The sequence below is a fragment of the Campylobacter sp. IFREMER_LSEM_CL2090 genome, assembly GCF_025771865.1.
Classification (GTDB): Bacteria; Campylobacterota; Campylobacteria; order Campylobacterales; family Campylobacteraceae; genus Campylobacter_D; species Campylobacter_D lari_D.
This window is the reverse complement of record NZ_JAKMRA010000001.1, coordinates 16751-41954: the sequence shown is the minus strand read 5'-3', so window position 1 is coordinate 41954 and position 25204 is coordinate 16751. Positions and strand designations below refer to the sequence as shown.

Here is a 25204-nt window from a genome sequence, read left to right as displayed (position 1 = left end):
TTTACACCGTTCCTTTTTCATACATCGCTCTTAATTTCTCTTTTTCTTGTTTTTTCTTTACTTTTTCTAATTCTTTTTGACGATACTGCGTAACACTAAATTTAAACCATAAAAGTGCTGGACTTGCTACAAATATAGAACTTGCAGTACCTGCCACAATACCCACTATCATAGTTAGAGCAAAACCTTCTATCATAGATCCACCAAAGAAATAAAGCACTACAACAGTGATTAAAGTTAAACCTGTTGTTAAAGTAGTTCTTGATAAAGTTGCAGAAACTGATTCATTAATAATTAAATCAAGTTTTGAATTTTTACTTGTTTTAACACCTTCTCTAATCCTATCAAAAATAATAATCGTATCATTTAAAGAATATCCAAGCACAGTTAAAACAGCCGCCAAAATATCTAAATTTACATCTATTTCAAATAATGCAATAGCACCTAAAGTAATGACTATATCATGAATTTCACACACAATAGAAGCCATAGCAAAACGCCATTCAAATCTCACTGCCAAATAAATCAAAATAGCAATCAAAGAAATTCCAACTGCCATAAGACCTTTATTACGCAGTTCATCTCCTACTTTTGGACCTACTACATCTACGCGGCGCACTTCAAATTTACCTGTATCTTTTAACAAATTTGCAATACTTACTCCAATATCACTTCCCAAGCTATCGCTACTTCCTGAAAAACGAATAATAACTTCATTAGCACTACCAAATTCGGTAACACTAGCTCCTTTTAAATTTTCATTGATAGCTAAAGCTTTGCGAATTTCAGCCAAGGGTGCTTTTTGCTCATATTGAAGTTGTACCAAAGTTCCACCGGTAAAATCAATACCAAAATTCAAACCCTTAGTAAAAAGGATAAAAATAGAACCAAAAAATAAAATAAAAGACAAAGAGATGGCTGCAAATCTCATTCTCATAAAATCATAAATATGTTTTTGACTAAAAAATTGCATTAAGGTCTCCTATATCCAAACCATAATCTTGTGTTATTGCTTTTTTCCATACGGTTCATAAACATTTCAAACATACCATGAGTTCCAACAATAGAAGTAATCATTGAAACTAAAATTCCAATGCTTAAAGTCACCGCAAAACCTTTTACCGCACCTGTTCCATAAGCATAAAGTACTACTGAAGTAATAAGCGAAGTAATGTTAGAATCTAAAATCGCACTCATTGCATGCTTATAACCATTTTCAACACTTTGCCTTATGCTAGCACCTTCTCGCAATAACTCCCTAATTCTTTCATTAATAATAACATTAGAATCTACTGCCATACCTACAGTAAGCACAAGTCCTGCCATACCAGGTAAAGTCAAAGTTGCACCAAACATAGCCATTACAGCAATAATCACTAAAATATTTGCCACTAAAGCAATATTAGCAAAAATTCCTGCTATACCATAATACATCACCATAAATGCAATAACTAATATAGAAGCACCTGCTAGGGCTATCATACTCATTTTAATACTATCAGCACCCAAAGATGGTCCAACACTTCTTTTTTCAAGCATTTTAACTGGTGCTAAAAGTGCCCCGCTTCTTAAAGCAATGGCCACATCATGAGCTTCTTCAACGGTAAAACTACCACTAATTTGACCACTACCTCCACCTATTCTTTCATTAATTCTTGGAGCTGAATATACTTTATTATCTAAAACTATAGCTAAGCGTTTGCCTACATTATTTCCTGTATAGTCTCCAAATTTTTTAGCACCTTCTGAATTTAAGGTAAAATTAATCACAGGAAGATTATTACTTTGCGCAAAACCTACTTTTGCATCTGTTAGCATAGAACCATCAAGAATAGGTATAGATTTTACTAGATATTTAATTTGAGGATTTTTTGCATCTTCAAAAATTAAATCTCCATATTCAGCAGCTTGAGCTGGAGTAAGATTATTTACCTGATCCATTCTAACATCATCTACTTCCATTAATTGTAAATGTGCAGCTTTTGCGATAAGTTCTCTAGCTCTAGCCTCATCTGCAGCAGTTTTAATACCTGGAAGTTCGACTAAAATTTTATCCTCACCTGATCTTGCTACATTTGGCTCTGCAAGACCAAATTGATCAAGTCTATTTCTAATTGTTTCTACAGCTTGCAAAATAGCTTGTTCATGAGTTAATTTAATTTCTTCTTGGGTTAAAGAAAGTGTGTAGTGTAAATTTTCGTGTGTAATAGCCAAGCCTTTAATGTCTTTTAATAATAAATCAACCTTAGCTACATCATTTTCATCCAATAAACTAAATTCAATACTAGTATCATTTACTTTGATTTTATCAACAATAATATCTTCTTTATTGATAGAATAACTAAGAGAAGAGGCTATGGATTTAACCTTTGACTTAACCGCCTCTTCTACTTCTACACCTAATAACATATGCAAACCACCTTGCAAATCAAGTCCTAGGTTAATCTTAGCACCACTTTGGGTTTGCATAAAAGAAGGTATAGAAAAAACAAGCCCTATAAGAAAAACTGCAAAGAAAATAATACTTCTATAAGTAATTTTTCCACTACGCATCAATTTTCTTTGCTATAAAATCTCTAGAAATTTTTACAACTACATTTTCATCATTAAGCTTAACTTTGATAAAATCCTCTTCTGGTTTTACCACCTCGCAAATTATCCCACCATTTGTGATGATTTTATCTCCTTTTTCTAAAGATGAAACCATCAATTTATGGTCTTTTGCTTGTTTTTGTTGTGGTCTAATAACCAAAAAATAAAAAATCGCAAAAAGCACAATGAGAGGCAACAATGAAGTCCAAATATTTCCGTTTTCTGCCATTTCTTCCCCTTTTTTTTAAGTTCATAAATTCTAATTCTACCACTTTTAAAATAATAAAAGCCTTTTTTTCTGCACTTTTATTGTCAAATTTTATTTATTTTTCTTTTTTTGAAAATTTACTTTTCGAATTTATCTCACCATTTTTAAGCATATATGGTTTAATTTTATTACTAAGAAACAAAAGTAAAGCAGGATATTTTTACACCGGTTTTTTTATAGGAATTTTATGGTTTTGGTGGATAGGTTTATCATCAATTTATTTTAATTTAGCTTATTTAATTCCTTTAGAAATTATCTTAATTGGATTAATTTATGGATTTTTGTTTTTTATATGTTTTTTTCTTAAATATGATTTTTTAAGGCTTTGTGGAATTTTTTTACTTTGTTTTATTCATCCTTTTGGCTTTGATTGGCTAAATTGGGGTGTTTTAAGTGTATATGGAATCTTTGATGCAAGTTACCGAGGTATTATAACTATGTTTTTGACTGCTTATTTTTATTATGAAAAATATATTTCAAGATATTATAAAATAGCAATTATTCTAATCCTTATTCTAATCGGAGCTCAATATAATCAAAAACAATCACAAACACTAAATTTAGACTATAAATTAATCCAAACTAATATCTCTCAAGATCAAAAATTCATACAAGAAAATTTACAAACTCATTCTAAAGATATATTTTATCAAATCAACAAGGCCATAAAAGAAGGTAAAGAAGCAATTATTTTTCCTGAAACTGCTTTTGCTTTTGCATTAAATAAAACACCAAGTTATTTACAAGCCTTAAAAGATTTATCAAAACAAATCATCATCATCACAGGTGCTATAAGCACTACACCTAATCATCTATACAATAGTACTTATGTATTTGACAATGGTAACATACAAGTTTTTAACAAACATTATCTTGTACCTTTTGGAGAAGAAATTCCTACATTTAAAAACTTTTTTAAAAAACACCTTTTAAATATTGATGAATTTTCAAAAGGAAAAGAATTAAATCAATACACTCTAAATAATCAGCTCATCACTAATGCTATCTGCTTTGAAGCTACAAAAGAAAAACTTTACAAACACTCAAAAATCATCATCGCTATTTCAAACAATGCTTGGTTTAATTTTTCAAGTGAGTATAAATTACAAAATTTTCTAATGCGTTTTTATGCAAATAATTATAATGTAAGCATATATCATGCAGTTAATGGAAAAGAAAATGCAGTAATTAAGCCAAAAGAAGTATTGATTTTAAAGATAAAAGAAAAACTTTTAAAGCAAAATGAAGCTTAAAAGCTTCATTTTATAATGCCTTAAATTCATCAAGTGCGTCTAATTTTTCCCAAGGATAATCAGCTTGACCCACTTGACCACGAGCAGCTACATCAGCATACATGAAAGTATCTTTACTTGGTTTATCAAGATTGAATTTATTTTTAATCCAATTTGGAGTTAATGGGAAAGTTTTCATCACAAAATCACTTAAAATATCATCATTTAATCTTGTATTTGTTCCCATGCAATCCACACTTACAGAAGTTGGTTTAGCCACACCTATAGCATAAGAAAGTTGTACTATACATTTTTTAGCAAGCCCTGCTGCTACAATATTTTTAGCAAGCCATCTTGCAGCATAAAGTCCGCTTCTATCAACCTTAGTATAGTCTTTAGAAGATTGTGCACCACCTCCTATTGGAGCATAGCCACCAAAGCTATCTACTATAAGTTTTCTTCCTGTTAAACCACTATCATGCAATGAGCTGTGATTTACATATTTTCCCGTTGGGTTGATTAAAATTCTTGTTTTTTCTGGGCAAAAAAGCTCTTTTGGTAAATTTGAATCCAAAATCAAATCCATTACCAAAGCTCTTAAATCTTCTATTTTCATACTTTCAACACAAGGAGCTGAAACTACAATAGTATGGATACTTTGAGGTTTGCAATTTTCAAAATTTTCTTTATTTGCATAATCAATTGTAACTTGAGTTTTAATATCTACTCCAAGTTTATCAGGATTGTTTTTTGCAAACTCATATACTTTATCACAAAGCATTCTAGCATAAGAAATAGCTGCTGGCATATATTCTTTTGCTTCATTGCTTGCAAAACCAAACATTATACCTTGATCACCTGCTCCAATCTCTCCATCTTCTTGATCAACACCTTGATTAATATCAGGACTTTGCTCATTTAAAAATACCATTACATCTAAATCATCAGGGTGTAAACATTGTTTTTTGCTAAAATGCGGATTTCCATTGTAACCAATATCTGCTAGAGCTTTTTTTACAATATTTTCATAATCTTGTTTTTCTAGTTTATATTTTGATTTAATCTCACCACCAATTACTACTTTATTTCCTGCTACAAAAACCTCACTAGCAACCCTTGAGTCTTTATCATGAGTTAAAAAGGCATCAACTATAGAATCAGCTATAATATCAGCACATTTATCAGGATGTCCTGCACTAACAACTTCAGAAGTAAATAAATACATATTTTATATTCCTTATCATAAAAAATTCTAGATTTATTTTAACACAAGCTAACTTAAAAATCAAAAAGCTTATTTAAGCTTTACTTTGCTAGAATAAATTTAAATTTATCACTACAAAAAAGGTAAGAAATGAGTTTATTTTCTTATGCAATCAAACGCTATAAAGATGGAAATCTTATTTTACAAATTTGCATAGGTATTGTTTTAGGAATTTTAGTAGGTATTTTTTCTAAAGATTTAGCTATTTTTGCAAATATTTTTGGTGCTTTATTTACAGGAGCTTTAAAAGCTATAGCACCAATTTTAGTTTTTATTTTAATTTTAACAACCATTTGCACAAAAGAATTTAATCATGGAAGTGAGAAAATAAAACACATTATTTTCTTGTATATTTTTGGAACCTTTTTAGCTTCTTTAAGCGCAGTTAGTATAAGTTTTATCTTTCCTGTAGAATTAGTATTAACCGATGTTGAAAAAGCTTCCACTACAAGCCCTGTGCATATAGGCGAAGTATTTAAAACCTTACTATTTCAAGTAGTAGACAACCCGATCCATGCCTTATCTTCAGGAAATTATTTAAGCATATTAGCTTGGGCTATTGGTGGAGGTTTTGCTCTAAGACATTGCTCTAATGATGCAAAACAACTTTTTACTGATATAAACGAGGGTGTATTAAAAATCGTTAAATTTATAGTCAAGCTTGCTCCTTTTGGAATTTTTGGACTTGTGGCTAATTCAGTTGCTCAAACAGGAGCAGCAGGACTTTTTAGTTATATTAAATTATTAATAATTTTAGTTTTGACTATGTTTTTTGTAGCTTTTGTGATTAATGCTTTAATTGTCTTTGCTTATACAAAGAAAAATCCTTATCCTTTGATTTTTATTTGTTTAAAACATAGTGCTGTTTTTGCATTTTTTACAAGAAGTTCTGCAGCAAATATTCCTGTAAATATGGCACTTTGCTCCAAATTAAATATCAATAATAACCTATATAGCATTTCTATTCCACTAGGTGCTACGATTAATATGGCAGGGGCAGCTGTAACTATCGCCATATTAAGTCTTGCGGCAGCTCACACAGTAGGTATTGAAATAAATTTTTTACAAGCTATGCTTTTGAGTGTTTTAGCTGCATTTGCAGCTTGTGGAGCTAGCGGGGTTGCTGGAGGTTCGCTCTTACTTATACCACTTGCTTGCTCTTTGTTTAATATTGATTATGACATAGCTATGCAAGTAGTTGCGGTTGGTTTTATCATAGGGGTTATCCAAGATAGCGTTGAAACAGCTTTAAATAGTTCAACAGATGTTTTATTTAGTGCTATTTGTTCAGATAATGAGCTTAATTTAAAAATTTAAGGAGGACTTATGAGGCATTTAATTACTACAAAAGATTTTAACGATGATGAAATCTTGGCTTTATTTAAAGAAGCAAAAGAATTTTTGGATGAAAAACCGCGTACATTTTTAGAAGGAAAAAGTGTTACAACAATTTTCTTTGAAAATTCAACACGCACTCAATCAAGCTTTGAAACAGCCGCAAGAAGACTAGGTGCTAAAGTTTTAAAATTAGATGTTTCAAGAAGTAGTTCAAGCAAAGGCGAAACACTTTTTGATACTGCTGCAAATTTAGATGCAATGGCACCAAGTGCTATTGTAGTTAGACACAAAAACTCAGGTGTGCCTCATACTTTAGCAAATTATACTCATTGTCCTATAGTTAATGGAGGTGATGGTAAACACGCTCATCCTACCCAAGCTTTACTTGATCTTTTTACCATAATGGAGCATTTTGATTATAATGTCAAAGGTAAAAAAATAGCCATAGTAGGAGATATTAAAAACTCACGCGTTGCTGCTTCAAATTTAGAATTATTACCTCGTTTTGGTATAGACATTACCCTAGTAGCCCCACCTCATTTTATGCCAAATTATCCTATTAAAAAAACAAATAAACTAAAAGAAGTTATTGATGATGTAGATATTATCATGAGCCTTAGAACACAAACTGAAAGACACAATATTCCAACCTATGCATCGCTTAAAGATTATGCAAATGATTTTTGTATTAGCAAAGATTTAATAAAAGATAAAAATCTCATTATCTTACATCCTGGTCCTGTACATAGAAATATCGATATTAGCGATGAAGTAATGTCTGATAAAAGATGTAAGGTTTTAACTCAAGTTAAAAATGGTGTTGCCATTAGAATGGCTGTATTAAAAAAACTCATTTTAGAAAGCTAAAATCATGCAAAATTGGAACTTAAGTACATTATTTAAAGATGAGCAAGAATTAAATCTTTTTTTACAAAAAACCCAAGATGAAGCTTGTGAATTTAAAAAACAATATGAAAATAATCTTCATAGTTTAAGCAATGAACAATTTTTACAAGCTTTAAAAAACTATGAAGAATTAATCTTAAAACTTTCTCACATACTAACCTATGTGTATTTAAATTTTGCTCAAGATACTACCAAAGGTGCTTTTTATGCAAAATATGAAAATTTAAGTAAAAAAATAGAAGAAAATCTTTTATTTTTTGAACTTGAATTTTGTGAGTTAAAAGAAGAAAAAAGTAAAACTTTCATCACATTTTGCAAAGATTATGAGTTTTATTTAAATAATCTTATCAAAAACAAAAAACACAATCTTTCTAAAAAAGAAGAAAGAGTTATCCTAGCTCTATCAAGTACAGGTTCAAATGCATTTGCAAGATTATTTGATGAAACCTTTAGTGCTTTAAAATTTAATTTTGAAGGACAAAAATTAAGTGAGGAAGAAATTCTAAGCAAGCTTTATGATAAAGATAGAAGTATAAGAAAAAAAGCTTCAAAATGCTTTAGTAAAACCTTAAAAAAACAAAACAAGCTTTTAGTATATATTTTCAATATGATTAAAAGCGAACTTGCTAGTATTTGCGAGTTAAGAGCCTATGAAAGTCCTGAAACTCCAAGACATATAAGAAATCAAATTTCTAAAAAAAGTGTTGATGCGCTTATTAGTGCTGGCGAGAATAGCTTTGATATCGTTTCTAAATTTTACAATGCAAAGAAAAAAATTCTAGGGTATAAAAAGTTAAAAGATTATGATCGTTATGCGCCTATTGGAAAAGAAATGCAAGTTGATTTTGATCAAGGAAAGGATATCGTTTTAAAAGCCTTTGAAAAATTTTCTAAAGATTTTTATATGATAGCAAAAGAAGCTTTTGAGAATAATTGGATTGATATCTATCCTAAAGAATTTAAACAAAGTGGTGCTTTTTCTCACTCAAGCACGCCGCTAAGTCATCCTTTCATACTTTTAAACTATACCAACCAAAGACGCGATCTTTTCACCCTAGCACATGAGCTAGGCCACACTATACATCAAAAACTTTCTTATAAAGTAAGTTTTTTAAATCAAGATACACCTCTAACTACAGCAGAAACTGCTTCAGTGTTTGCGGAAATGTTGATTTTTGATTATATTAAAGAAATTTTAGACAAAGAAGAACTTTTATCTTTATATGCAGCAAAAATTGAAGATATTTTTGCTACTCTTTATAGACAAATTAATTTTACTACTTTTGAACGCAGATTTCATGCTAAAAAAGAAGAACTAAGTGCTCAAGAACTAAGTGAAATTTGGCTTGAAGAATCAAGAAAAATGTTTCAAGATAGCGTAGTTTTAACCAAAAACTATGCTCTTTGGTATTCTTATATACCACATTTTATACACTCTCCATTTTACTGCTATGCTTATGCTTATGCACAACTTTTAGTTTTAGCACTCTATGGTCTATATAAAAGTGGTAAATGCTCTAATTTTACTTCAATTTATATCAAATTTTTAAGTAGCGGGGGAAGTAAAAGCCCAAAAGAACTTGTAGCTATGTTTGGCTTTGATATAGAAAGTGATGAATTTTGGAATATAGGCTTAGAGCAAGTTAGGATACTAGTAGATGAATTTTTAAGGCTAAGTAATGATTGATAAAATTTTAAATAATAAAAATTTTATAACTTTAATGCAAAAAAGCATTTATGAATGTTTGCAAATTTTAATCCAAGAAGATATTGAGTTTAATATCATTGTAAATACTAAATTTGTTACACTCGAACCTCCTTTACCACCAGAATTAGATGTAGTGAGTAAAAATCCTTATTGTCTTTTTGCACTTGGTGGTTATACTTTTAAATCCATAGTTTTAACAAATGAGCATATAGAATTTCATGCAGGTTTTGGGCCTGATGATTTTGCAACCTTTGTGAAAGTGGATTTAGGGGCAATTACTCAAATTCAAGTTGAAGATAATATCATTTTTGTCAATTTTTCAAACTATTTTAAAAAGCAAAATGATCAAAAGTTAAAAGAAAAATCCATGAATGCTTTTTTAAACAATCCCAGCAATAAAGATTTATTTAAAAAATGAGTTTTTTTGAAGGTTTAAATGATAGCCAAAAAGAAGCTATCATGCATATTGATGGAGCTATGCTGATACTAGCAGGTGCAGGTAGTGGAAAGACTAAAACCATTACCACTAGACTTGCCTATTTAATCGATCATGTAGGTATTCCTGCGCAAAATACCCTCACGCTAACCTTTACAAATAAAGCTGCTAATGTAATGAAAACAAGAGCCTTAGCACTTTTACAAGATCAAAATTTACATAATCCCCTTTTATGTACTTTTCATAAATTTGGTTTGTTATTTTTAAGACTTTATAGCGAAAGAATTAATAGAGCAAATAATTTTGTCGTTATCGATACAGATGATAAAAAGAAAATACTAAAAGATTTAGCTAGCGAAAATTTACAAAGCTCTTTAGCAAGCATAGGTGCTTATATTTCAAATTTTAAAAATCAAAGCAAAAGCGCTCAAGAAATACGCAAAGAATTAGAATTTTTAAAAGATGAAAAAAACAAAAATTACGAAGAAATCATTCATTTATATGAGCAATATGAGCATTTTTTAACCCAAAATAATTTCATGGATTTTGATGATTTACTCATGCTAACTAATAAAATTTTAGAAGATGAACAATTTGCACAAGAGCAAAGTCAAAAATATACCTATATAACAGTAGATGAGTATCAAGATACCAATGCCTTGCAATATCAAATTCTAAAAAAACTTTGCGTGTCTCATGAAAATATTTGCGTGGTGGGTGATGATGATCAAAGTATTTATGGTTGGCGTGGAGCTAAAATAGAAAATATCTTAAATTTCAAAGAACAATTTAACAATGTAAAATTAGTAAAACTAGAGCAAAATTATCGCTCAACTAGCGCTATTTTACAAGCTGCAAATGAGCTTATAGAGCATAATAGAAAAAGACTAGGAAAAACTTTGATTTGTACCAAAGATGAGGGCGAAGAAATTACAATTTTACAAAATGATGATGAAAAAATTGAAAGTTTTAAGGTTGCAAGAGAAGTTTCAAAACTTTTAAACTCGGGGATTAATCCTAGTGAAATAGCCATACTTTATAGAGTAAATGCCCTATCTCGTGCTCTTGAAGAAGCTTTTAGCAAAGAAAAAATTCCTTTTAAATTGCTAAGTGGAATTCGTTTTTATGAAAGAGCTGAAATTAAAGATATTATTTCTTATTTAAGATTACTTTCAAATTTAAATGATGATTATTCTTTTAAACGCATTATCAACCGCCCTAAAAGAAACTTTGGTAATGCAAGTTTAGAAAAGCTAGAAAATTATGCCAAAGAAAATCATTTGTCTTTATTTGAAAGTCTATGTGCTTTGCAAGGAAGTGGTTTTTTTAGTAAAAAAACAGACAAAGAGTTAGAAAAATTCATACTAAGCATACACAAAATCAAAGAAAAAGATGATTTGCTTGCAATGATTTTAGCCTTAGAAGAAGAATTTAAAATCAAAGAATTTTACAAAGATAATCCAGAGGGTGAAGATAAACTTTTAAATATAGATGAACTTTATGCTAATTTAAAAGATAAAATTACTCATGGAAATTATAATGGCTTAGATGATATTTTAAATGAAATTTCTTTACTTAATGAGCAAGATGGACTTGATAAAGAAAGTATTTGTATTATGAGTATTCATGCAAGCAAAGGACTTGAGTTTGATTATGTTTTTATCATAGGTTTAGAAGAAGGATTTTTCCCACTCACTAGCGAATCAAGCAATATAGAAGAAGAAAGAAGACTTGCCTATGTAGCAATCACTAGAGCCAAGAAAAAACTTTATTTAAGTTATGCTAATTCTAGATTTTATAAAGGAAGTCGCACAAGATTAGAAAAAAGTAGATTCTTTGGCGAGAGTAATGTAATCAAAAAAGAATTAACACTAGATCATCAAAAAAATTGCTACAAAAAAGGCGATTTAATCAAACATAAAATTTTTGGCATAGGCAGAGTCACTGGGGTAAGTAAAATAGGTGCCGAAGAAAAACTCACGATTAATTTTGGAGGCATAGAAAGAATGATAATGTCAAGTTTTGTGGAAAAAGTAATATGAATAAACTTTTTGTAGCTTACAAACCAAGTGGTATGAGTTCTAATGCTTTTTTAGGCAAACTCAAGAAAAAATATAAAAATAAAAAAGCAGGTTTTTCAGGAACACTTGATCCTTTTGCAAAAGGTGTTTTACTCATAGCCTTTGATCAATACACAAAACTTTTTCGTTTTTTTGATAAAAATCCAAAAGTTTATAAAGCAACACTTTGGCTAGGCGCGCATTCACTAAGCCTTGATAATCAAAATATCAAAGAAATCAATCTTATAAATGCTTTTGAAGAGAAAGTTTTAGAACAAATCAAAAATGAACTTTTAGGTAAAATCACCTACACCCCACCCGCATTTTGTGCAAAAAAAATAGATGGGGTGCGCTCTTATGAGCTTGCAAAAAGAGGTTTTGAAGTCAATTTAAAGCCTTGTGTTATGGATATTTTTTATACTAAAATTTTACACTATAGCCACCCCTTTTTAACCATAGAAATAGCAGTTAGCGAGGGTTCTTATATACGCTCTTATTGTGAATTATTTGCTAGAAAACTTGGTATTAAAGCCACACTAAGCTCATTAGAGCGTTTAAGCGAGGGAAGGTTTTTTTATGAGAATGAAAAAGAGTTAAATCCTTTAGCTTATTTAAATCTTAGAAAAAATACGATAAAATATCCCCAAAAATTACACAATGGACAAAAAATATTTTTGGACGATTTGGAAATTCAAGAAGAAGGTAGCTATATTTTAGAAGAAAAAGATTTTTTTTCTATCATTTCTATCCAAGATAATCAAGTGCAATATTATTTAAATAAGGTATTAAAATGTTAATTTTATCAAGAAAAGAAAATGAAAGTATAAAAATCGGAGATGATATAGAAATCAAAGTAGTTCAAACAGGCAAAGGCTATGCTAAAATAGGCATCGAAGCTCCAAAGTCTTTAATGATACTACGCAAAGAGCTTATCGAGCAAGTAAAAAGTGAAAATTTACATGCAATTAGTGATGAAACGATAAAACTTGACGATCTGAGTAAAAAGCTTAAAAAATGAAAGCTTACGCAAAAGCTAATATTTTTTTAAAAATCATAGGAATTGACTCAAGATCTTATCATTTATTACAATCACGCTTTGTTTTATTAAAAGATATTTTTGATGAGTTAAGCTTTAGTGATGAAAAAACTAAAGAAGGATTTGAAATTATTGGAAATTTTACTCAAGATACCATCATACACAAAGCTTATAAAGAATTAGAAAATTTAGGTTTTTCTAATGAATTAAATGAATTTTTTAAAGACAAAAGTTTAAAGCTTATCAAAAACATTCCCATAGGTGGAGGCCTTGGTGGAAGCAGTACCGATGCGGTTGTATTTTTATTAATGATCAACGAAACTTTAAATTTAAAACTCAATCAACAACAACTTAAACAAATCTGCCAAAACCTTGGCTCTGATTTAATCTTTTTTTTAAGCGGATATGATAGTGCAAATGTTAGCGGGTGTGGCGAGATTGTAGAATATTTTGAAGATGATTTTGCCCAACTTGATTTTACTTTTCCAGCTATTGAATGCTCAAGTGCAAAAGTATATAAAGCATTTGATGAAAGTTCATATGATTTAACAGCGAATTTAAATTTAGCCAAAACACTTAAAACACTTAAAACAAGTGAAATTTTAGAGTATAAAAATACTGATTTAAACGACTTATTTGCTCCTTGTGTAAAAATTTATCCTAAAATGCAAACTTTTCTTAATGAGGCTTATTTTTTAAGTGGAAGTGGAAGTGGAGTTTTTAAGGCTAAATGATGAAAAAAACTATAGTAAAAAACAAAAAAGCTTTTTTTGATTATGAAATTTTGGAAAAATTTGAAGCAGGTATTGTTTTAAAAGGTTCTGAAGTAGTGGCATTAAGAGCTAGTAGAGCAAATTTGAAAGATTCTTTTGTGCGTATTATCAAAGGTGAAATTTTCTTACTTAATGCTCATATTTCTCATCTTAGCACTACACATTCTTTTTATAAGCATGATGAAAAAGGTGCACGAAAACTTTTAATGCATAAAAAGCAAATCGATAGGCTTTTTGGTAAAATTAGCACCCAAGGCTTTACTATAGTGCCATTAGAGCTTTATTTTAATGAAAAAAATAAAGCAAAAGTCTTAATAGCCTTAGCCAAAGGAAAAAACTTACACGATAAAAGAGAAAGCTTAAAGAAAAAACAAGCAGATCTTGAAGCAAGAGCTGCTATGAAAAATCATTATTAAAAAAGGATTTTGATGAAAAAATTTACTTATTTGTTTTTTACATTTGCTTTTGCATTTTTAATAAGTGCTTGCTCAAGTGAAGAAAAAATCGAAAATGAATTTGCATTTGCTGAGTATAAAATGGGTGATGAAATTCTTTTAAAAAGTGTCAATGGTGGCGAGAAAACCCTAGTAAGAACACAAAATGGTTTTGTAGTAAAAGGTGAAGAGGGTAAAATTTTAATGTTTGATTTTTTTGGAACCTTTTGCACACCTTGTCAAGAAGAAGCCACTCATCTAACAAGTTTGTGGCAAAAAAATGCTGACAATTTTATCATCATAGGACTAAGTCATTTTGAAAATGTTAGCGATCAAGCTGTAAAAGATTTTGCCATTAAATATGGGGCTTATTATTTCTTAAGCAATTCTAAAGAAAATGATAGAATTGTTGCACAAGCATTAAAAGATATCAACTATCAAAGCATGGAACAACTTCCTTTTAAAGTAGTTTTAAAAGATGGAAATTATCAAGATCTAACAGATTTTTGGAATAAAGACTCAAAAAGTTATGTGAAATATTATCTTGGAAAAGTTTCTACTGAGATTATGCAAGAAGATATTACTAGGATATTAAATGAGTCTAAAAAATGAAATTTTAGAACAACAAAAACTAGCAGAACCTAAAATGTTTAAGGTTTTGCTTTTAAATGATGATATTACCACCATGGATTTTGTAATTGAAATTTTAATGAATATTTTTCATCATGATTTTGAAAAAGCAAGCGCAATTATGCTTGAAATCCATCATCAAGGAAGCGGAGTTTGTGGCATATACACAGAAGAAATTGCACTTAGCAAAAAACAACAAGTTGATATGGCAGCAAAAAATAATGATTTTCCACTCCAAACAAGGATAGAAGAACAATGAAATATAAAGAATTGATTGACTCATTTATACCAAATGCAAAACATTTAAGCTTTATCAATCATCATGAATTTATCACTTGTGAGCATTTGCTTTTTGCTTTAGTTAAGCTTAGCAATGATTTTAAAAATCTACTTGAAGAAATCGGAGATGGTGATTTACAAGGCTTTGAAAATGAGCTAAAAAATTATCTGGCTAAAAATAATGAAATTTTAAAAAAAGAAATAGAACCTATTTTTTCTGTAATCTTGGAAAATATATTACACAAGCTAAATGCAAAAAATCAAACAAGTGTGATTGATTTTATCATCGCACTTTGCAAAGAAGAAAAAGCTTATTCTTATAATATCTTAAAAAAACACCTAATAGAAGAAGAAAAAATAAAAGAATTGTTACAAAATGCTGAATTTGAAAATTTAAAAACCCATACCATAGAGCTAGTTGAGCTTGCAAAAAAAGGCAAAATAGATCCTGTTATAGGTAGGAAATTTGAACTTGAAAGAATGATGCAAATTCTAAGCCGTCGCAAGAAAAATAATCCTATTTTAGTTGGTGAACCAGGTGTTGGTAAAAGTGCTATTATAGATGGGCTAGCACTAGCTATAGCTGAAGAAAAAGTGCCAAAACATTTAAAAAACTCAAAAATTTATAGCCTTGATATGACAAGCTTGCTTTCGGGGACAAAATATAGGGGTGATTTTGAAAAAAGGTTAAAAGATATCATTAAAGAATTAGAAAATATCCCTAATGCTATTTTATTTATAGATGAAATTCACACCATAGTAGGAACTGGCGCAAGTAATGAAAGTCATGCAGATATGTCAAATTTATTAAAACCTGCATTAAGTAATGGCAACATCAAATGCATAGGTGCAACTACTTTCATAGAATACAAAAATACCTTTGATAAAAACAAAGCTCTAAGTAGAAGATTTGCAAAAATTGATATAGATGAGCCAAGTGAAGAAGAGTGTTTTTTGATCTTGCAAGGCTTAAAAAGCAAATATGAAAATTTTCACAGAATCAAAATCAGTAATGAAATTTTACAAACAAGTATAAAACTAGCAAAACAATTTTTACATGATAAATTTTTACCCGATAGTGCAATTGATTTAATTGATGAACTTGGTGCAAGCTTTGCCTTAGAAGATAAAAAAAGTAAAAAAATAGTAAAAATAAAAGATTTAGAAAATACTTTAGCAAGAATGACACATTCTCATAAAATTTATGAAAGTGATCAAGGTAAAATCTTAAAAAATTTAGAGCAAAACTTAAAGCAAAATATTTTTGGACAAGATGAAGCCATTAAAGCTTTGTGTTCTATTTTAAAACAAAGCTATGCGGGGTTAAAAGGCAAAAATACCCCAAAAGGCGTGTTTTTATTTACCGGTTCAAGTGGAGTTGGTAAAACCGAACTTGCAAAAAATTTAGCACAAATTTTAAACCTTAATCTTGAAAGATTTGACATGAGTGAATACTCGCAAAAACATGATGTAAGCAAACTCATAGGAACTTCAGCAGGTTATGTGGGCTATGAAGATGGCGGCTTGCTTAGTAACAGCATTAGAAAAAATCCTTTTAGCGTAGTCTTATTTGATGAGATAGAAAAAGCTCATCCTGATTTAACTAATACCTTTTTACAAATTTTTGATAATGCAAGTTTAACAGATAATAGTGGGTTAAAAGCTGATTTTAAAAATACTATTATCATTATGACTTCAAATTTAGGTCTCAAAGAAAGTAATGAGCTTGGTTTTTTAAGCAGTAATAAAGAAAAAAGTAATAAAGCCATAAAAGATTTCTTCGCACCTGAATTTATCAACCGTATAGATAAAATCATTCATTTTAATGACTTAAGTCAAGAAATTTTAGAACAAATCGTTCAAAAAGAACTAGATTTAATGGCAAAAAATTTAAACAACATCACCATGGAAGCTGATAAAAAAGTAAAAGAATTTCTTGCTAAAAAAACTAATAATAAAGAATTTGGAGTAAGATTATTAAAACGCATTATTGCCGAAGAATTAGGCGAGAGATTAAGTGATGAAATTTTATTTGGAAAATTAAAAAATGGTGGTAAATTAAAACTCAAACTTTCCAAAAATGAAAAAATTGAATTTGTATTCTAAACTTTTAAAAAGCCCTGATGATGCGCCTGTTTTTATTAGTGAAAAACTAGAAGTAGATTTTATACCTCATGCTTATAGCTTAGGGCTTTTTCCATGGACTAGCAATCCTGTTACTTGGTGGTGTCCTTCTCCTAGAATGGTGCTTTTACCTGATGAAGTGCGCATACAAAAAAGCATAAAAAAATCTTTAAAAACTTATGAAATAAGACTTAATTTTGATTTTAACTCGCTTATAAGTCATTGCGCAAAAAGAAAAAAAACTTGGATAAGTCAAGAATTTATACAGGTTTATACAAAGCTTTTTGAGCAAAATTTAGCTCATAGTGTTGAAGTTTATGAAAATGATGTTTTAATCGGCGGTTTATACGGACTTATAATAGGTAAAATATTTTTTGGTGAAAGTATGATAAGTCTTAAAAAAGATGCCTCAAAAGTAGCCCTAATAAGACTTTGTGAGCTTTTAAAACCATATGATTTTTTAATAGATTGTCAAGTGCCTAATGAGCATTTAAAATTTATGGGTGCTAAAGAAATGACAAAAAAAGATTTTTTGAAAACACTAGAAAAAAAAGTTTCACTTGAAAGTGGCTTTAAAAATTTCAAAAATTTACTATAAAAAGATATACTTATACATAAATAAAATTGCATAAATATTTTGGAATGATTTTTGCTTTTAGTCTATAAAAGCTTTATTTTAAAGGAAAAATTATGATAAGCCCTTTTAAGTCAAAAGAACTTATTGTTAATGCTTTAGCAGGAAGAAATCTAAGAAGTCAAATGATTAATTCTAACCTTGCAAATGTTGATACTCCTTTTTATAAAGCAAGAGATATAGAATTTGAAACTGCTTTAGTTAATAGAGCAAATGAAATTTTCAAAAAAAAAGATACTAAAGAGCTTGAATTAGCAAGCACAAATACAAATCATCAAAAACCTTGGAAATTTCCAGATCCTAATAAATCAACTATTTATTTAAGAGATGGACATTTGGCAAGAAATGACGCAAATACAGTAGATCTTGATGTAGAAACTACTGAAATGAGCAAAAATACTATGATGATTTCTGCTTTAGATGGTGTTTTAAGAAGACAAAGTAATATTTTTTCAACCATCATAGAAACAAGCTCTAAATTAGGCTAGGAGAAAAATAATGGCTTATTTAAGTGATTTTGATATTAGTGGATATGGACTTAGTGCTCAACGCTTTAGAATGAATGTAATTAGCTCAAATATAGCTAATGCTAATACTACTAGAACAGCAGAAGGTGGTCCATATAGAAGAAGAGAAGTGATTTTCAAAGCAACTGATTTTAATGAATTGCTAAACAAGCAAATAGCTAAAGATAATAATTTTTTAGAATATGAAAATCCTTTAAACGATCCTGCTTCACAAAAAGATGCAAAACCTGCTATAATGAGCGTAGTAGTTGATAAAGTTGTAAGAGATGATAAAGATTTTCGTATGAAATTTGACCCATCTCATCCAGATGCGAATGAACAAGGTTATGTTGCTTATCCAAATATAAATCCTGTTATTGAAATGGCCGATTTAATAGAAGCAACAAGAGCTTATCAAGCTAATGTAAGTGCCTTTACTAGCACCAAAACTATAGCACAAAGTGCGATAGATTTACTAAGAGGTTAATAAATGAACACTATTAATGGTATAAATCAATTTAACAATGTTAATAACAAAAACAATAATAACAACACAAGCAACATAGGAGATGAGTTTTCGAGTTTATTAAAAAATTCCATCAACGATCTTAATAAAACTCAAGAAACCGCCGAAGCTGCTATGGTAGACATTGCAACAGGTGAAGTCAAAGACTTACATCAAGCTGCAATTGCGATTAGCAAAGCTGAATCAAGTATGAAATTTATGCTTGAAGTTAGAAATAAGGCTATAAACGCATATAAAGAAATTTCAAGAACTCAAATTTAATATATGCTTTCAAACACCATTAGAAATAGGGTTTCAAAAGTAGCTTTTGCTTTTTGTATGGCTCTGTTTTTTATGGCCTTATTTTTACTTTCTACTTTTTTTCTAACCTCAAAACGCCATATACCAAATACTCAAAAAGAACAATATTTTTCCGCTCTTAGAGGTAATATCATCACAAGCGATAATTTTACCGTAACTTCTAGTAGGCAAATTTATAGAGCTGAAATTGATCTAAGGAGCTTAAATCCCGATAAAAAGGATTTATTTTTAACTCTTTTTCAAATTTATAGTGGCGCAAGTGATGAACAAATGCAAGATATAAAAAAAAGAATGCTTGCAAAGAAAAAAAGAAGTTATAATTTTATTTTACTCCAAGATATTAACTCAAAAGACGCAAGTTATTTAAAAGAACTAGCTAAAAAACTTTATACTCAAGGTTTTTTTAAATCCTTCACAAATAATAATGGCAGAGTGGAGACAAGAGGGCTTGATATTATAGAACACAAAGAAGATCGTGTATATATGCCAAAAGATTCACTTACTCCAATCATAGGCTACACAAGAACCTATATGGATGAGCAAAGTGAAATTTTTAAAAATGTCGGCATAAAAGGTTTGGAAAAATACTATAATGAATGTTTAAATCCTTTGCAAAATGCTAAAATTCAAGGTTTAAGAGATATAGGTGGTAATATCATCTTGAATTTGCATTCTTATGAACAACGCAAAATAGATGGTTGTAATTTATACTTAAATATTTCCTTAAAACTTCAAAAAGGTTTAGAAAAAGCTATCGATAAAAGAAATGAAGATCTAAAAGCCAATGAAATTATAGTTGCCATCATGGAAAGTAAAAGCGGAAAAATTCTAGCACTTGCTAGCTCAAGAAGATATGATCCGCAAAATCGCGGAAAAGATCTATCTGTGCTCAATGCAAGTGCCATAGAATATGGCTATGAAGCAGGATCTGTTATAAAACCTTTTATATTTACCACTGCATTAATGCTTGATAAAATCAAAGTTGATGAAATCATTGATACTCAAGGTGGACAATACAAACTTGGTCGTTTTACCATACGCGATGATCACAAAAAAAATAAAATGAGCATGGAAGAAGTTATTACTTACTCTTCAAATGTCGGTATGATTAAAATTGCCCAAAGATTAAGTAATCTTGAAATCATCTCAGGCCTTAGAATTTTTCGTTTTGGAGAAAAAAGCGGTATTGATCTTCCTTATGAACAAAAAGGAGAAATACCAAATCCAAAAAGATTAAGAGAAGTAGAAAAATCTGTATTAAGTTATGGTTATGGCTTGAAAACAACTTTTATACAACTTTTAGCTGCTTATAATGTATTTAACAATGATGGAATTTACATCACTCCACAAATTGCAAATAAAATTTATCAAGATGGACGTTTAATAAAACTTGATGATGAAGTTAAAAAAGAAAAAATTCTTTCAAGCAAAGCTGCCAAAGAAATGCAGCAAATTTTAATTAATGTTATAGAAAAAGGAACCGGTAAAAAAGCACGAACTCAAGGTATCATTATAGGTGGAAAAACGGGTACAGCTAGGATTGCTGAAAGAAAAGGCTATACTTCAAATCGCTATAATGCCTCGTTTTTTGGCTTTGCAAATGATGAGAAAAATACCTATACCATTGGAGTTTTAGTAAGACATCCTACCAAAGCTTATAGTTATTATGCCGCACAAAGTGCTTTACCTATGTTTAAAGATACAGTAAATCTTTTGATTAAAGAAAGTTATTTAAAACCCATAGAAAGCAAAAACAATGACATTAAAAAATAAAATTACAATAATAATCTTTTTTATATTGATTTTTTTGTTTCGCTTATTTAAAGTATTGGGTTTTATTATTTATAACTTTACTTGTGTTTTTAGTTATATTGTATTTACTCAAACTGCAATCAAAAAAGATAATCCACAAACCAAAAACAAAAGAAACTCTTAAATATTTGATACTATCAGATATTCCGCTTAAAAATATAGATACAAGTTTAACTCAAGATATGAGCTATTTATTTAGTAGTATTAGTGAAGAAAAATTTATAGGTATAAAAACTTGAGATACAAACAATGTTGATAACATGGAAGGAGTGTTTTTAGGATGTAAAAATTTTAATTCCTATATCAACAACTGGGATGTAAGCAAAGTAAAAAACATGGCTAAAATGTTTCAAGGGTGTGAAAATTTTAATCAAGCTCTAGATAAATGGAATACATCTAATCTTGTTAATACACATAAAATGTTTCAAGGGTGTAAAAATTTAATCAAAATATTAATTCTTGGAATACATCTAATCTAAGAATAACTTCTAAAATGTTTTATAATTGCATAAGTTTTAATCAATCTCTAGATAAATGGAATATACTTAAAATTACAAATTCAAAATCTATGTTTGAAAATTGTAAAAATTTCATGCATTCACTTGATAATTGGGACATAAAAAATATAACTATCAAAGATAATATGTTTAGTGGCTGTTGCAAATCCATATTTTCTTTGGCAAATTTTAAACAATATGAGAAATTATTCAAAGACCACAAAAACAATACAACACAATCTTTTCTTTTTGGTAAAAAAGAATATGCTCATATGTATAATCCAAAAACCAAAAGCGAACTAAAAGCCTTAGTTAATGATTTAAACACAAGCCTTAAAGATATCAATGTAAGCAATATACAAGAAATGGATTGTTTATTTAAAAATAGCAAAAGAAAAGATTTTAGTGGTATAGAAGAATGGGATGTATCAAATGTAACAAGCATGAATGAAATGTTTTATGGATGTAAAAAATTCAATCAAAATCTAAATAATTGGGACACAAAAAGTTTAAAGTCCATTGCTGGGATGTTTTACAATTGCAAAACATTTAACCAGCCACTAGATAAATGGAATACTAGCAAAATCATTAGCATGCACGCGGCTTTTGCTGGTTGTGAAAATTTCAATCAAAATCTAAATAATTGGGACGTAACTAAAGTTATAAATATTAGTTATATGTTTTCAAATTGCTTTAGCTTTAATCAAGCTTTGGATAAATGGAATGTTTCAAATGTATTATGGATGGAATATGCATTTTTTTGTGAATCTATTTTCAAAATTCCTTTTTCAAAAACTCCAAAATTTAATCAAGATTTAAACAATTGGAATATTGATAGTGTTATAAACACACAAAGTATGTTTAGTGGATGTATAAATTTCAATCAAAAACTATCAAACTGGAATTTAGAAAATATCCCGAGAAAAAAATATATGTTTTTTAATACCGCTATAAAACATTAATATAAAAACTATATTTTTACTTGATTTAAAATAAACTCTATAAACTCATCACTATCATTAGGACATTTAATAAGCTCATAATCGCTTTTTGCTAAGTGCCTATATTCAACTCCAAGCTCAAAAATCGTTTCAGAGCAATCTATACAAAAAGATATAGGATAAATCAAAGCTTTTTGATCTAAACTTTCTAAAATATCACTTGTGTTAGGCTCAAGCCATTTAACTGGACCTAGTTTTGATTGATATGATAAAATGATTTGGTCAAATTTATTTTTAAGTTTTCCTTTTAAAATATCCACATGCTCTTGCACATGTTTTTCATACAAATCACCTTTTTTAATCACTGAAAGTGGTAAAGAATGCGCAGAAAAAATCAAAGTTTTATAATCGTATTCTCTTTTTTTTTCTAAAATATGCTTTATAATCATTTCATTATAAAGTTCATCTTTATAAAAAACATCAATGATTTTTACATTAGCTTGGTTTTGGATATTTCTTAGCTCATTTTCCACTACTTCTAAAGAACTAGTTACAGTGGTTTTAGAATGATGAGGATACAGAGGAAATAAAATAATTTCATCATTTTTTTGAAAATCATATTTTGAAAAAACCTCATTTGCAAAAGGTGGTACATAAAGACTAATAAAATCGAATTTATATTCTCTAGTTTTAGAATTTAATTTATCACATAAACTTTGTGTGATTTGAGTAAGTGGGGATTTCCCACCCATTTTTTCATAGTTTTGTTTCATAGCTTTTAATCTTGATTTTCTTATTATAAAGGCTACAAATTTTCTTAAAAAAACATTTTTTATCCCTAAAATATAAGGATCATTAAACATATTTTTTAAAAAAACTTCACATTCGTCAAGTTTATTCACTCCACCCATATTTAAAAAAAAGACATATTTCACTATCAAACACCTTCTAAAATTTCTTGTACTCTCAAAGCATCTTCAATGCTAGCCAAATTTTCACAAACCCCATTTTGTAAAAACTCGAAAAAAGCCTCATGCTCAGCATATAAAGGAGAATTTTTATATAAATTTGGAATTTTTTGCATATTAATAAAAAGTTCAAAATTTTTAAGATCAAGTTCATAAGTATGTTTTTTACCTAAAAGTGTGATCTTTCTTATAATGCATTGTCCATTCCAACTATCATGGATATTTGCTAAAATATTTTCCAATTTTAAACTTATCATTACCTCATCTTCAAATTTATCATGATGAAAGCTTTTATAAACATTTGCTTTTAAAATTTGTTCTTGACTTAAAAATCTAACTAAGTCAATATCATGCACACTAAGATCACTTAAAACACCCACATCATTTATTCTTTGTGGATAAGGAGAAATTCTTTGTATGTTAATACTTATAATCTCATCTTCTAAAAGTTTTTCTTTTAAAGTTAAAATAGCCGGATTAAATCTCTCACAAAAGCCCACCCCTACTCTGACTTTATTTTCTCTAGCTTTTTGCTCTAAAATTAAAATTTCATCTACATTTAATGCCAAAGGCTTTTCTATTAAAACATTTTTTATTTTAGGAAAAACCTTTAAAGCTATATCTAAATGCGTATGAGTAGGCGTGGCAATGATAACACCATTAAGATTTTGTGCTAAAAAATCATCAAAATTTTTATGAAAAAAGTGTTTAAATTTATCTTTACAAAAAGGATCATAAAGATGAATTTCTTTTACTTTTAAATTACGCTCGAGTTCTCTTAAATGGTTTTTACCCATTTTACCAAGGCCTATAAGCCCTATTTTCATTTAAAAGCCTCAATCACTCTAGCTTGGTGCTCTTCTTTTAAAAATGCACTCATAGGTAAGGATAAAATTTCATCACTTAATAGCTCCGTATTTGGCAAATCACCTTTTTTATGAGCAAGATAATCGAAAGCTTCTTGCAAATGAAGCCCCAAAGGATAATGCACCGCAGTAGGTATACCTTGCTCTTGTAATTTTTGCATGAATTTTTCTCTATTCTTTACACGCACGCTATATTGAGCCCAAGCACTCACAAAATCATCTTTTTTTGGCGGTAAAATACAATTTTTTAAATTTTCATCATAAACTTTTGCTATTACTTCTCTTTTTTTAATCTCTTCATCTAAGTATTTTAATTTCACATTTAAAACAGCCGCTTGGATGGTATCAAGCCTTCCATTAATACCGATGTATTTATGCTTATATCTTTGCACTTGTCCATGATTTAAATAAATTTTTATTTTTTGCGCTAATTCATCATCTTTGGTAAAAATCGCCCCGCCATCTCCATAAGCACCTAAAGGCTTAGACGGAAAAAAACTCGTGCAAGATATATCAGCTATAGCACATGATTTTATACCCTTTTGACTAGCTCCAAAACTTTGCGCACTATCTTCTATCAAAGCAATGTTTTGACTTTTACAAAGTTCTTTTAAAGCAAATATATCAGGCATAAGCCCAAAAATACTCACAGCAATTACAGCTTTAGTTTTAGGCGTGATAGCGCTTTGAACTTTTTCTAAGCTAAGATTATAATCTTTAAAATCAATATCTACAAAAACAGGCTTAGCACCGATTAGAGCAACCATTTCAGCCGTAGCTATAAAGGTAAAACTTGGCACTATTACCTCATCATCCCTACCCACACCCAAAGCCATCAAGGCTAAAAATAACGCGCTTGTACCACTTGAACAGCCTATTGCATGTTTAACACCTACATATTTAGCCAAATTGTTTTCAAATTCTTCTAATTTTGTACCACCTATAAAAGAGGTGCTTTGTAAAACTTCACCAATAGCCTCATCGATTTCATTTTTATAAGCATTATATTGAGCATTTAAGTCTATAAAAGGAATTTTCATTATATTAACCTTATAAATTTAAAATCATGATTAT

The 25204-nt window shown here is 29.3% G+C and carries 26 protein-coding genes and 1 pseudogene; 20 read left to right on the top strand and 7 right to left on the bottom strand.

Annotation, left to right across the window (positions count from 1 at the left end; genetic code table 11):
• Window position 1: 1 nt before the first annotated feature.
• The 3 genes from secF to yajC are packed head-to-tail and all read right to left on the bottom strand — an operon-like array spanning window position 2 to window position 2821.
• Complete coding sequence (secF, locus tag L8V85_RS00225; protein WP_263737198.1) at window positions 2–973, bottom strand: protein translocase subunit SecF; 972 nt, start codon at window positions 971–973, stop codon at window positions 2–4.
• Complete coding sequence (gene secD, locus L8V85_RS00220; protein ID WP_263737197.1) at window positions 973–2553, bottom strand: protein translocase subunit SecD; 1581 nt, start codon at window positions 2551–2553, stop codon at window positions 973–975. Before secD ends, secF begins: the two co-directional genes overlap by 1 nt.
• The gene (gene yajC / locus L8V85_RS00215) at window positions 2546–2821 is read right to left on the bottom strand and encodes a preprotein translocase subunit YajC (RefSeq protein WP_039618686.1); all 276 of its coding nucleotides are present in this window, start codon (window positions 2819–2821) and stop codon (window positions 2546–2548) included. The genes secD and yajC overlap by 8 nt, the downstream gene beginning before the upstream one ends.
• On the opposite strand from yajC, the gene L8V85_RS00210 reads away from it, so the two are divergent.
• Window positions 2791–4113, top strand: a complete 1323-nt coding sequence (locus L8V85_RS00210; protein WP_263737196.1) for an apolipoprotein N-acyltransferase — start codon at window positions 2791–2793, stop codon at window positions 4111–4113. The two genes, yajC and L8V85_RS00210, sit on opposite strands and share 31 nt — an antisense overlap.
• Before the next feature lie 10 nt (window positions 4114–4123).
• On the opposite strand, the gene metK is transcribed toward L8V85_RS00210, so the two are convergent.
• Window positions 4124–5317, bottom strand: coding sequence for a methionine adenosyltransferase (gene metK / locus L8V85_RS00205; RefSeq protein ID WP_133318704.1), 1194 nt, complete (start codon window positions 5315–5317; stop codon window positions 4124–4126).
• A gap of 129 nt (window positions 5318–5446) precedes the next feature.
• Here metK and sstT point away from each other — a divergent pair, with 129 nt between their 5' ends.
• The 19 genes and pseudogenes from sstT to L8V85_RS00115 all read left to right on the top strand — a co-directional run bounded on the left by sstT (window position 5447) and on the right by L8V85_RS00115 (window position 22317).
• Window positions 5447–6673, top strand: coding sequence for a serine/threonine transporter SstT (gene sstT / locus L8V85_RS00200; RefSeq protein WP_263737195.1), 1227 nt, complete (start codon window positions 5447–5449; stop codon window positions 6671–6673).
• 9 nt (window positions 6674–6682) lie between these two features.
• Window positions 6683–7561 (top strand): aspartate carbamoyltransferase catalytic subunit, encoded by an 879-nt coding sequence (locus tag L8V85_RS00195; RefSeq protein ID WP_263664375.1) that lies wholly within the window; start codon window positions 6683–6685, stop codon window positions 7559–7561.
• Between the two features lie 4 nt (window positions 7562–7565).
• Window positions 7566–9287 (top strand): M3 family oligoendopeptidase, encoded by a 1722-nt coding sequence (locus tag L8V85_RS00190; RefSeq protein ID WP_263737194.1) that lies wholly within the window; start codon window positions 7566–7568, stop codon window positions 9285–9287.
• Window positions 9280–9726, top strand: a complete 447-nt coding sequence (locus tag L8V85_RS00185) for a hypothetical protein (protein ID WP_220566874.1) — start codon at window positions 9280–9282, stop codon at window positions 9724–9726. Before L8V85_RS00190 ends, L8V85_RS00185 begins: the two co-directional genes overlap by 8 nt.
• Window positions 9723–11786: an ATP-dependent helicase gene (locus L8V85_RS00180; RefSeq protein WP_263737193.1), complete on the top strand. Its 2064-nt coding sequence runs from the start codon at window positions 9723–9725 to the stop codon at window positions 11784–11786. Before L8V85_RS00185 ends, L8V85_RS00180 begins: the two co-directional genes overlap by 4 nt.
• Entirely contained in the window at window positions 11783–12601 is an 819-nt protein-coding gene (gene truB, locus L8V85_RS00175) for a tRNA pseudouridine(55) synthase TruB (RefSeq protein ID WP_263664372.1), read from the top strand. The genes L8V85_RS00180 and truB overlap by 4 nt, the downstream gene beginning before the upstream one ends.
• The gene (csrA, locus tag L8V85_RS00170) at window positions 12595–12822 is read left to right on the top strand and encodes a carbon storage regulator CsrA (RefSeq protein ID WP_012661763.1); all 228 of its coding nucleotides are present in this window, start codon (window positions 12595–12597) and stop codon (window positions 12820–12822) included. Before truB ends, csrA begins: the two co-directional genes overlap by 7 nt.
• Complete coding sequence (locus L8V85_RS00165) at window positions 12819–13574, top strand: 4-(cytidine 5'-diphospho)-2-C-methyl-D-erythritol kinase (protein ID WP_263737192.1); 756 nt, start codon at window positions 12819–12821, stop codon at window positions 13572–13574. The genes csrA and L8V85_RS00165 overlap by 4 nt, the downstream gene beginning before the upstream one ends.
• Complete coding sequence (gene smpB / locus L8V85_RS00160; RefSeq protein ID WP_039668585.1) at window positions 13574–14029, top strand: SsrA-binding protein SmpB; 456 nt, start codon at window positions 13574–13576, stop codon at window positions 14027–14029. Before L8V85_RS00165 ends, smpB begins: the two co-directional genes overlap by 1 nt.
• Before the next feature lie 12 nt (window positions 14030–14041).
• Window positions 14042–14659 (top strand): TlpA family protein disulfide reductase, encoded by a 618-nt coding sequence (locus tag L8V85_RS00155; protein ID WP_263661836.1) that lies wholly within the window; start codon window positions 14042–14044, stop codon window positions 14657–14659.
• A complete protein-coding gene (locus L8V85_RS00150) occupies window positions 14643–14936 on the top strand; it encodes an ATP-dependent Clp protease adaptor ClpS (RefSeq protein WP_220566880.1) in 294 nt (97 codons plus the stop codon). The genes L8V85_RS00155 and L8V85_RS00150 overlap by 17 nt, the downstream gene beginning before the upstream one ends.
• A complete protein-coding gene (locus L8V85_RS00145; protein WP_263737191.1) occupies window positions 14933–17062 on the top strand; it encodes an AAA family ATPase in 2130 nt (709 codons plus the stop codon). Before L8V85_RS00150 ends, L8V85_RS00145 begins: the two co-directional genes overlap by 4 nt.
• Window positions 17037–17678, top strand: a complete 642-nt coding sequence (gene aat, locus L8V85_RS00140) for a leucyl/phenylalanyl-tRNA--protein transferase (protein ID WP_263664369.1) — start codon at window positions 17037–17039, stop codon at window positions 17676–17678. Before L8V85_RS00145 ends, aat begins: the two co-directional genes overlap by 26 nt.
• A 92-nt stretch (window positions 17679–17770) precedes the next feature.
• Entirely contained in the window at window positions 17771–18202 is a 432-nt protein-coding gene (gene flgB, locus L8V85_RS00135) for a flagellar basal body rod protein FlgB (RefSeq protein WP_263728303.1), read from the top strand.
• A 10-nt stretch (window positions 18203–18212) separates the two neighbouring features.
• Window positions 18213–18707 (top strand): flagellar basal body rod protein FlgC, encoded by a 495-nt coding sequence (gene flgC, locus L8V85_RS00130; protein WP_133318691.1) that lies wholly within the window; start codon window positions 18213–18215, stop codon window positions 18705–18707.
• 3 nt (window positions 18708–18710) lie between these two features.
• A complete protein-coding gene (fliE, locus tag L8V85_RS00125; RefSeq protein WP_133318690.1) occupies window positions 18711–19007 on the top strand; it encodes a flagellar hook-basal body complex protein FliE in 297 nt (98 codons plus the stop codon).
• A 3-nt stretch (window positions 19008–19010) separates the two neighbouring features.
• Window positions 19011–20819: a peptidoglycan D,D-transpeptidase FtsI family protein gene (locus L8V85_RS00120; protein ID WP_263660141.1), complete on the top strand. Its 1809-nt coding sequence runs from the start codon at window positions 19011–19013 to the stop codon at window positions 20817–20819.
• Window positions 20820–21109: 290 nt separating this feature from the next.
• Window positions 21110–21337, top strand: a pseudogene (locus tag L8V85_RS08385) (BspA family leucine-rich repeat surface protein); the annotation flags it as partial.
• 14 nt (window positions 21338–21351) lie between these two features.
• Window positions 21352–22317 (top strand): BspA family leucine-rich repeat surface protein, encoded by a 966-nt coding sequence (locus L8V85_RS00115; RefSeq protein WP_412175239.1) that lies wholly within the window; start codon window positions 21352–21354, stop codon window positions 22315–22317.
• Between the two features lie 8 nt (window positions 22318–22325).
• On the opposite strand, the gene hemH is transcribed toward L8V85_RS00115, so the two are convergent.
• The 3 genes from hemH to L8V85_RS00100 are packed head-to-tail and all read right to left on the bottom strand — an operon-like array spanning window position 22326 to window position 25164.
• Window positions 22326–23231 carry a ferrochelatase gene (gene hemH / locus L8V85_RS00110; RefSeq protein ID WP_263669847.1) on the bottom strand — a complete coding sequence of 302 codons (906 nt, stop codon included), beginning with the start codon at window positions 23229–23231 and terminating at the stop codon, window positions 22326–22328.
• A 2-nt stretch (window positions 23232–23233) separates the two neighbouring features.
• A complete protein-coding gene (locus tag L8V85_RS00105) occupies window positions 23234–24091 on the bottom strand; it encodes a Gfo/Idh/MocA family protein (RefSeq protein WP_263669848.1) in 858 nt (285 codons plus the stop codon).
• Window positions 24088–25164 (bottom strand): DegT/DnrJ/EryC1/StrS family aminotransferase, encoded by a 1077-nt coding sequence (locus L8V85_RS00100; protein ID WP_263737287.1) that lies wholly within the window; start codon window positions 25162–25164, stop codon window positions 24088–24090. The genes L8V85_RS00105 and L8V85_RS00100 overlap by 4 nt, the downstream gene beginning before the upstream one ends.
• Window positions 25165–25204: the final 40 nt, after the last annotated feature.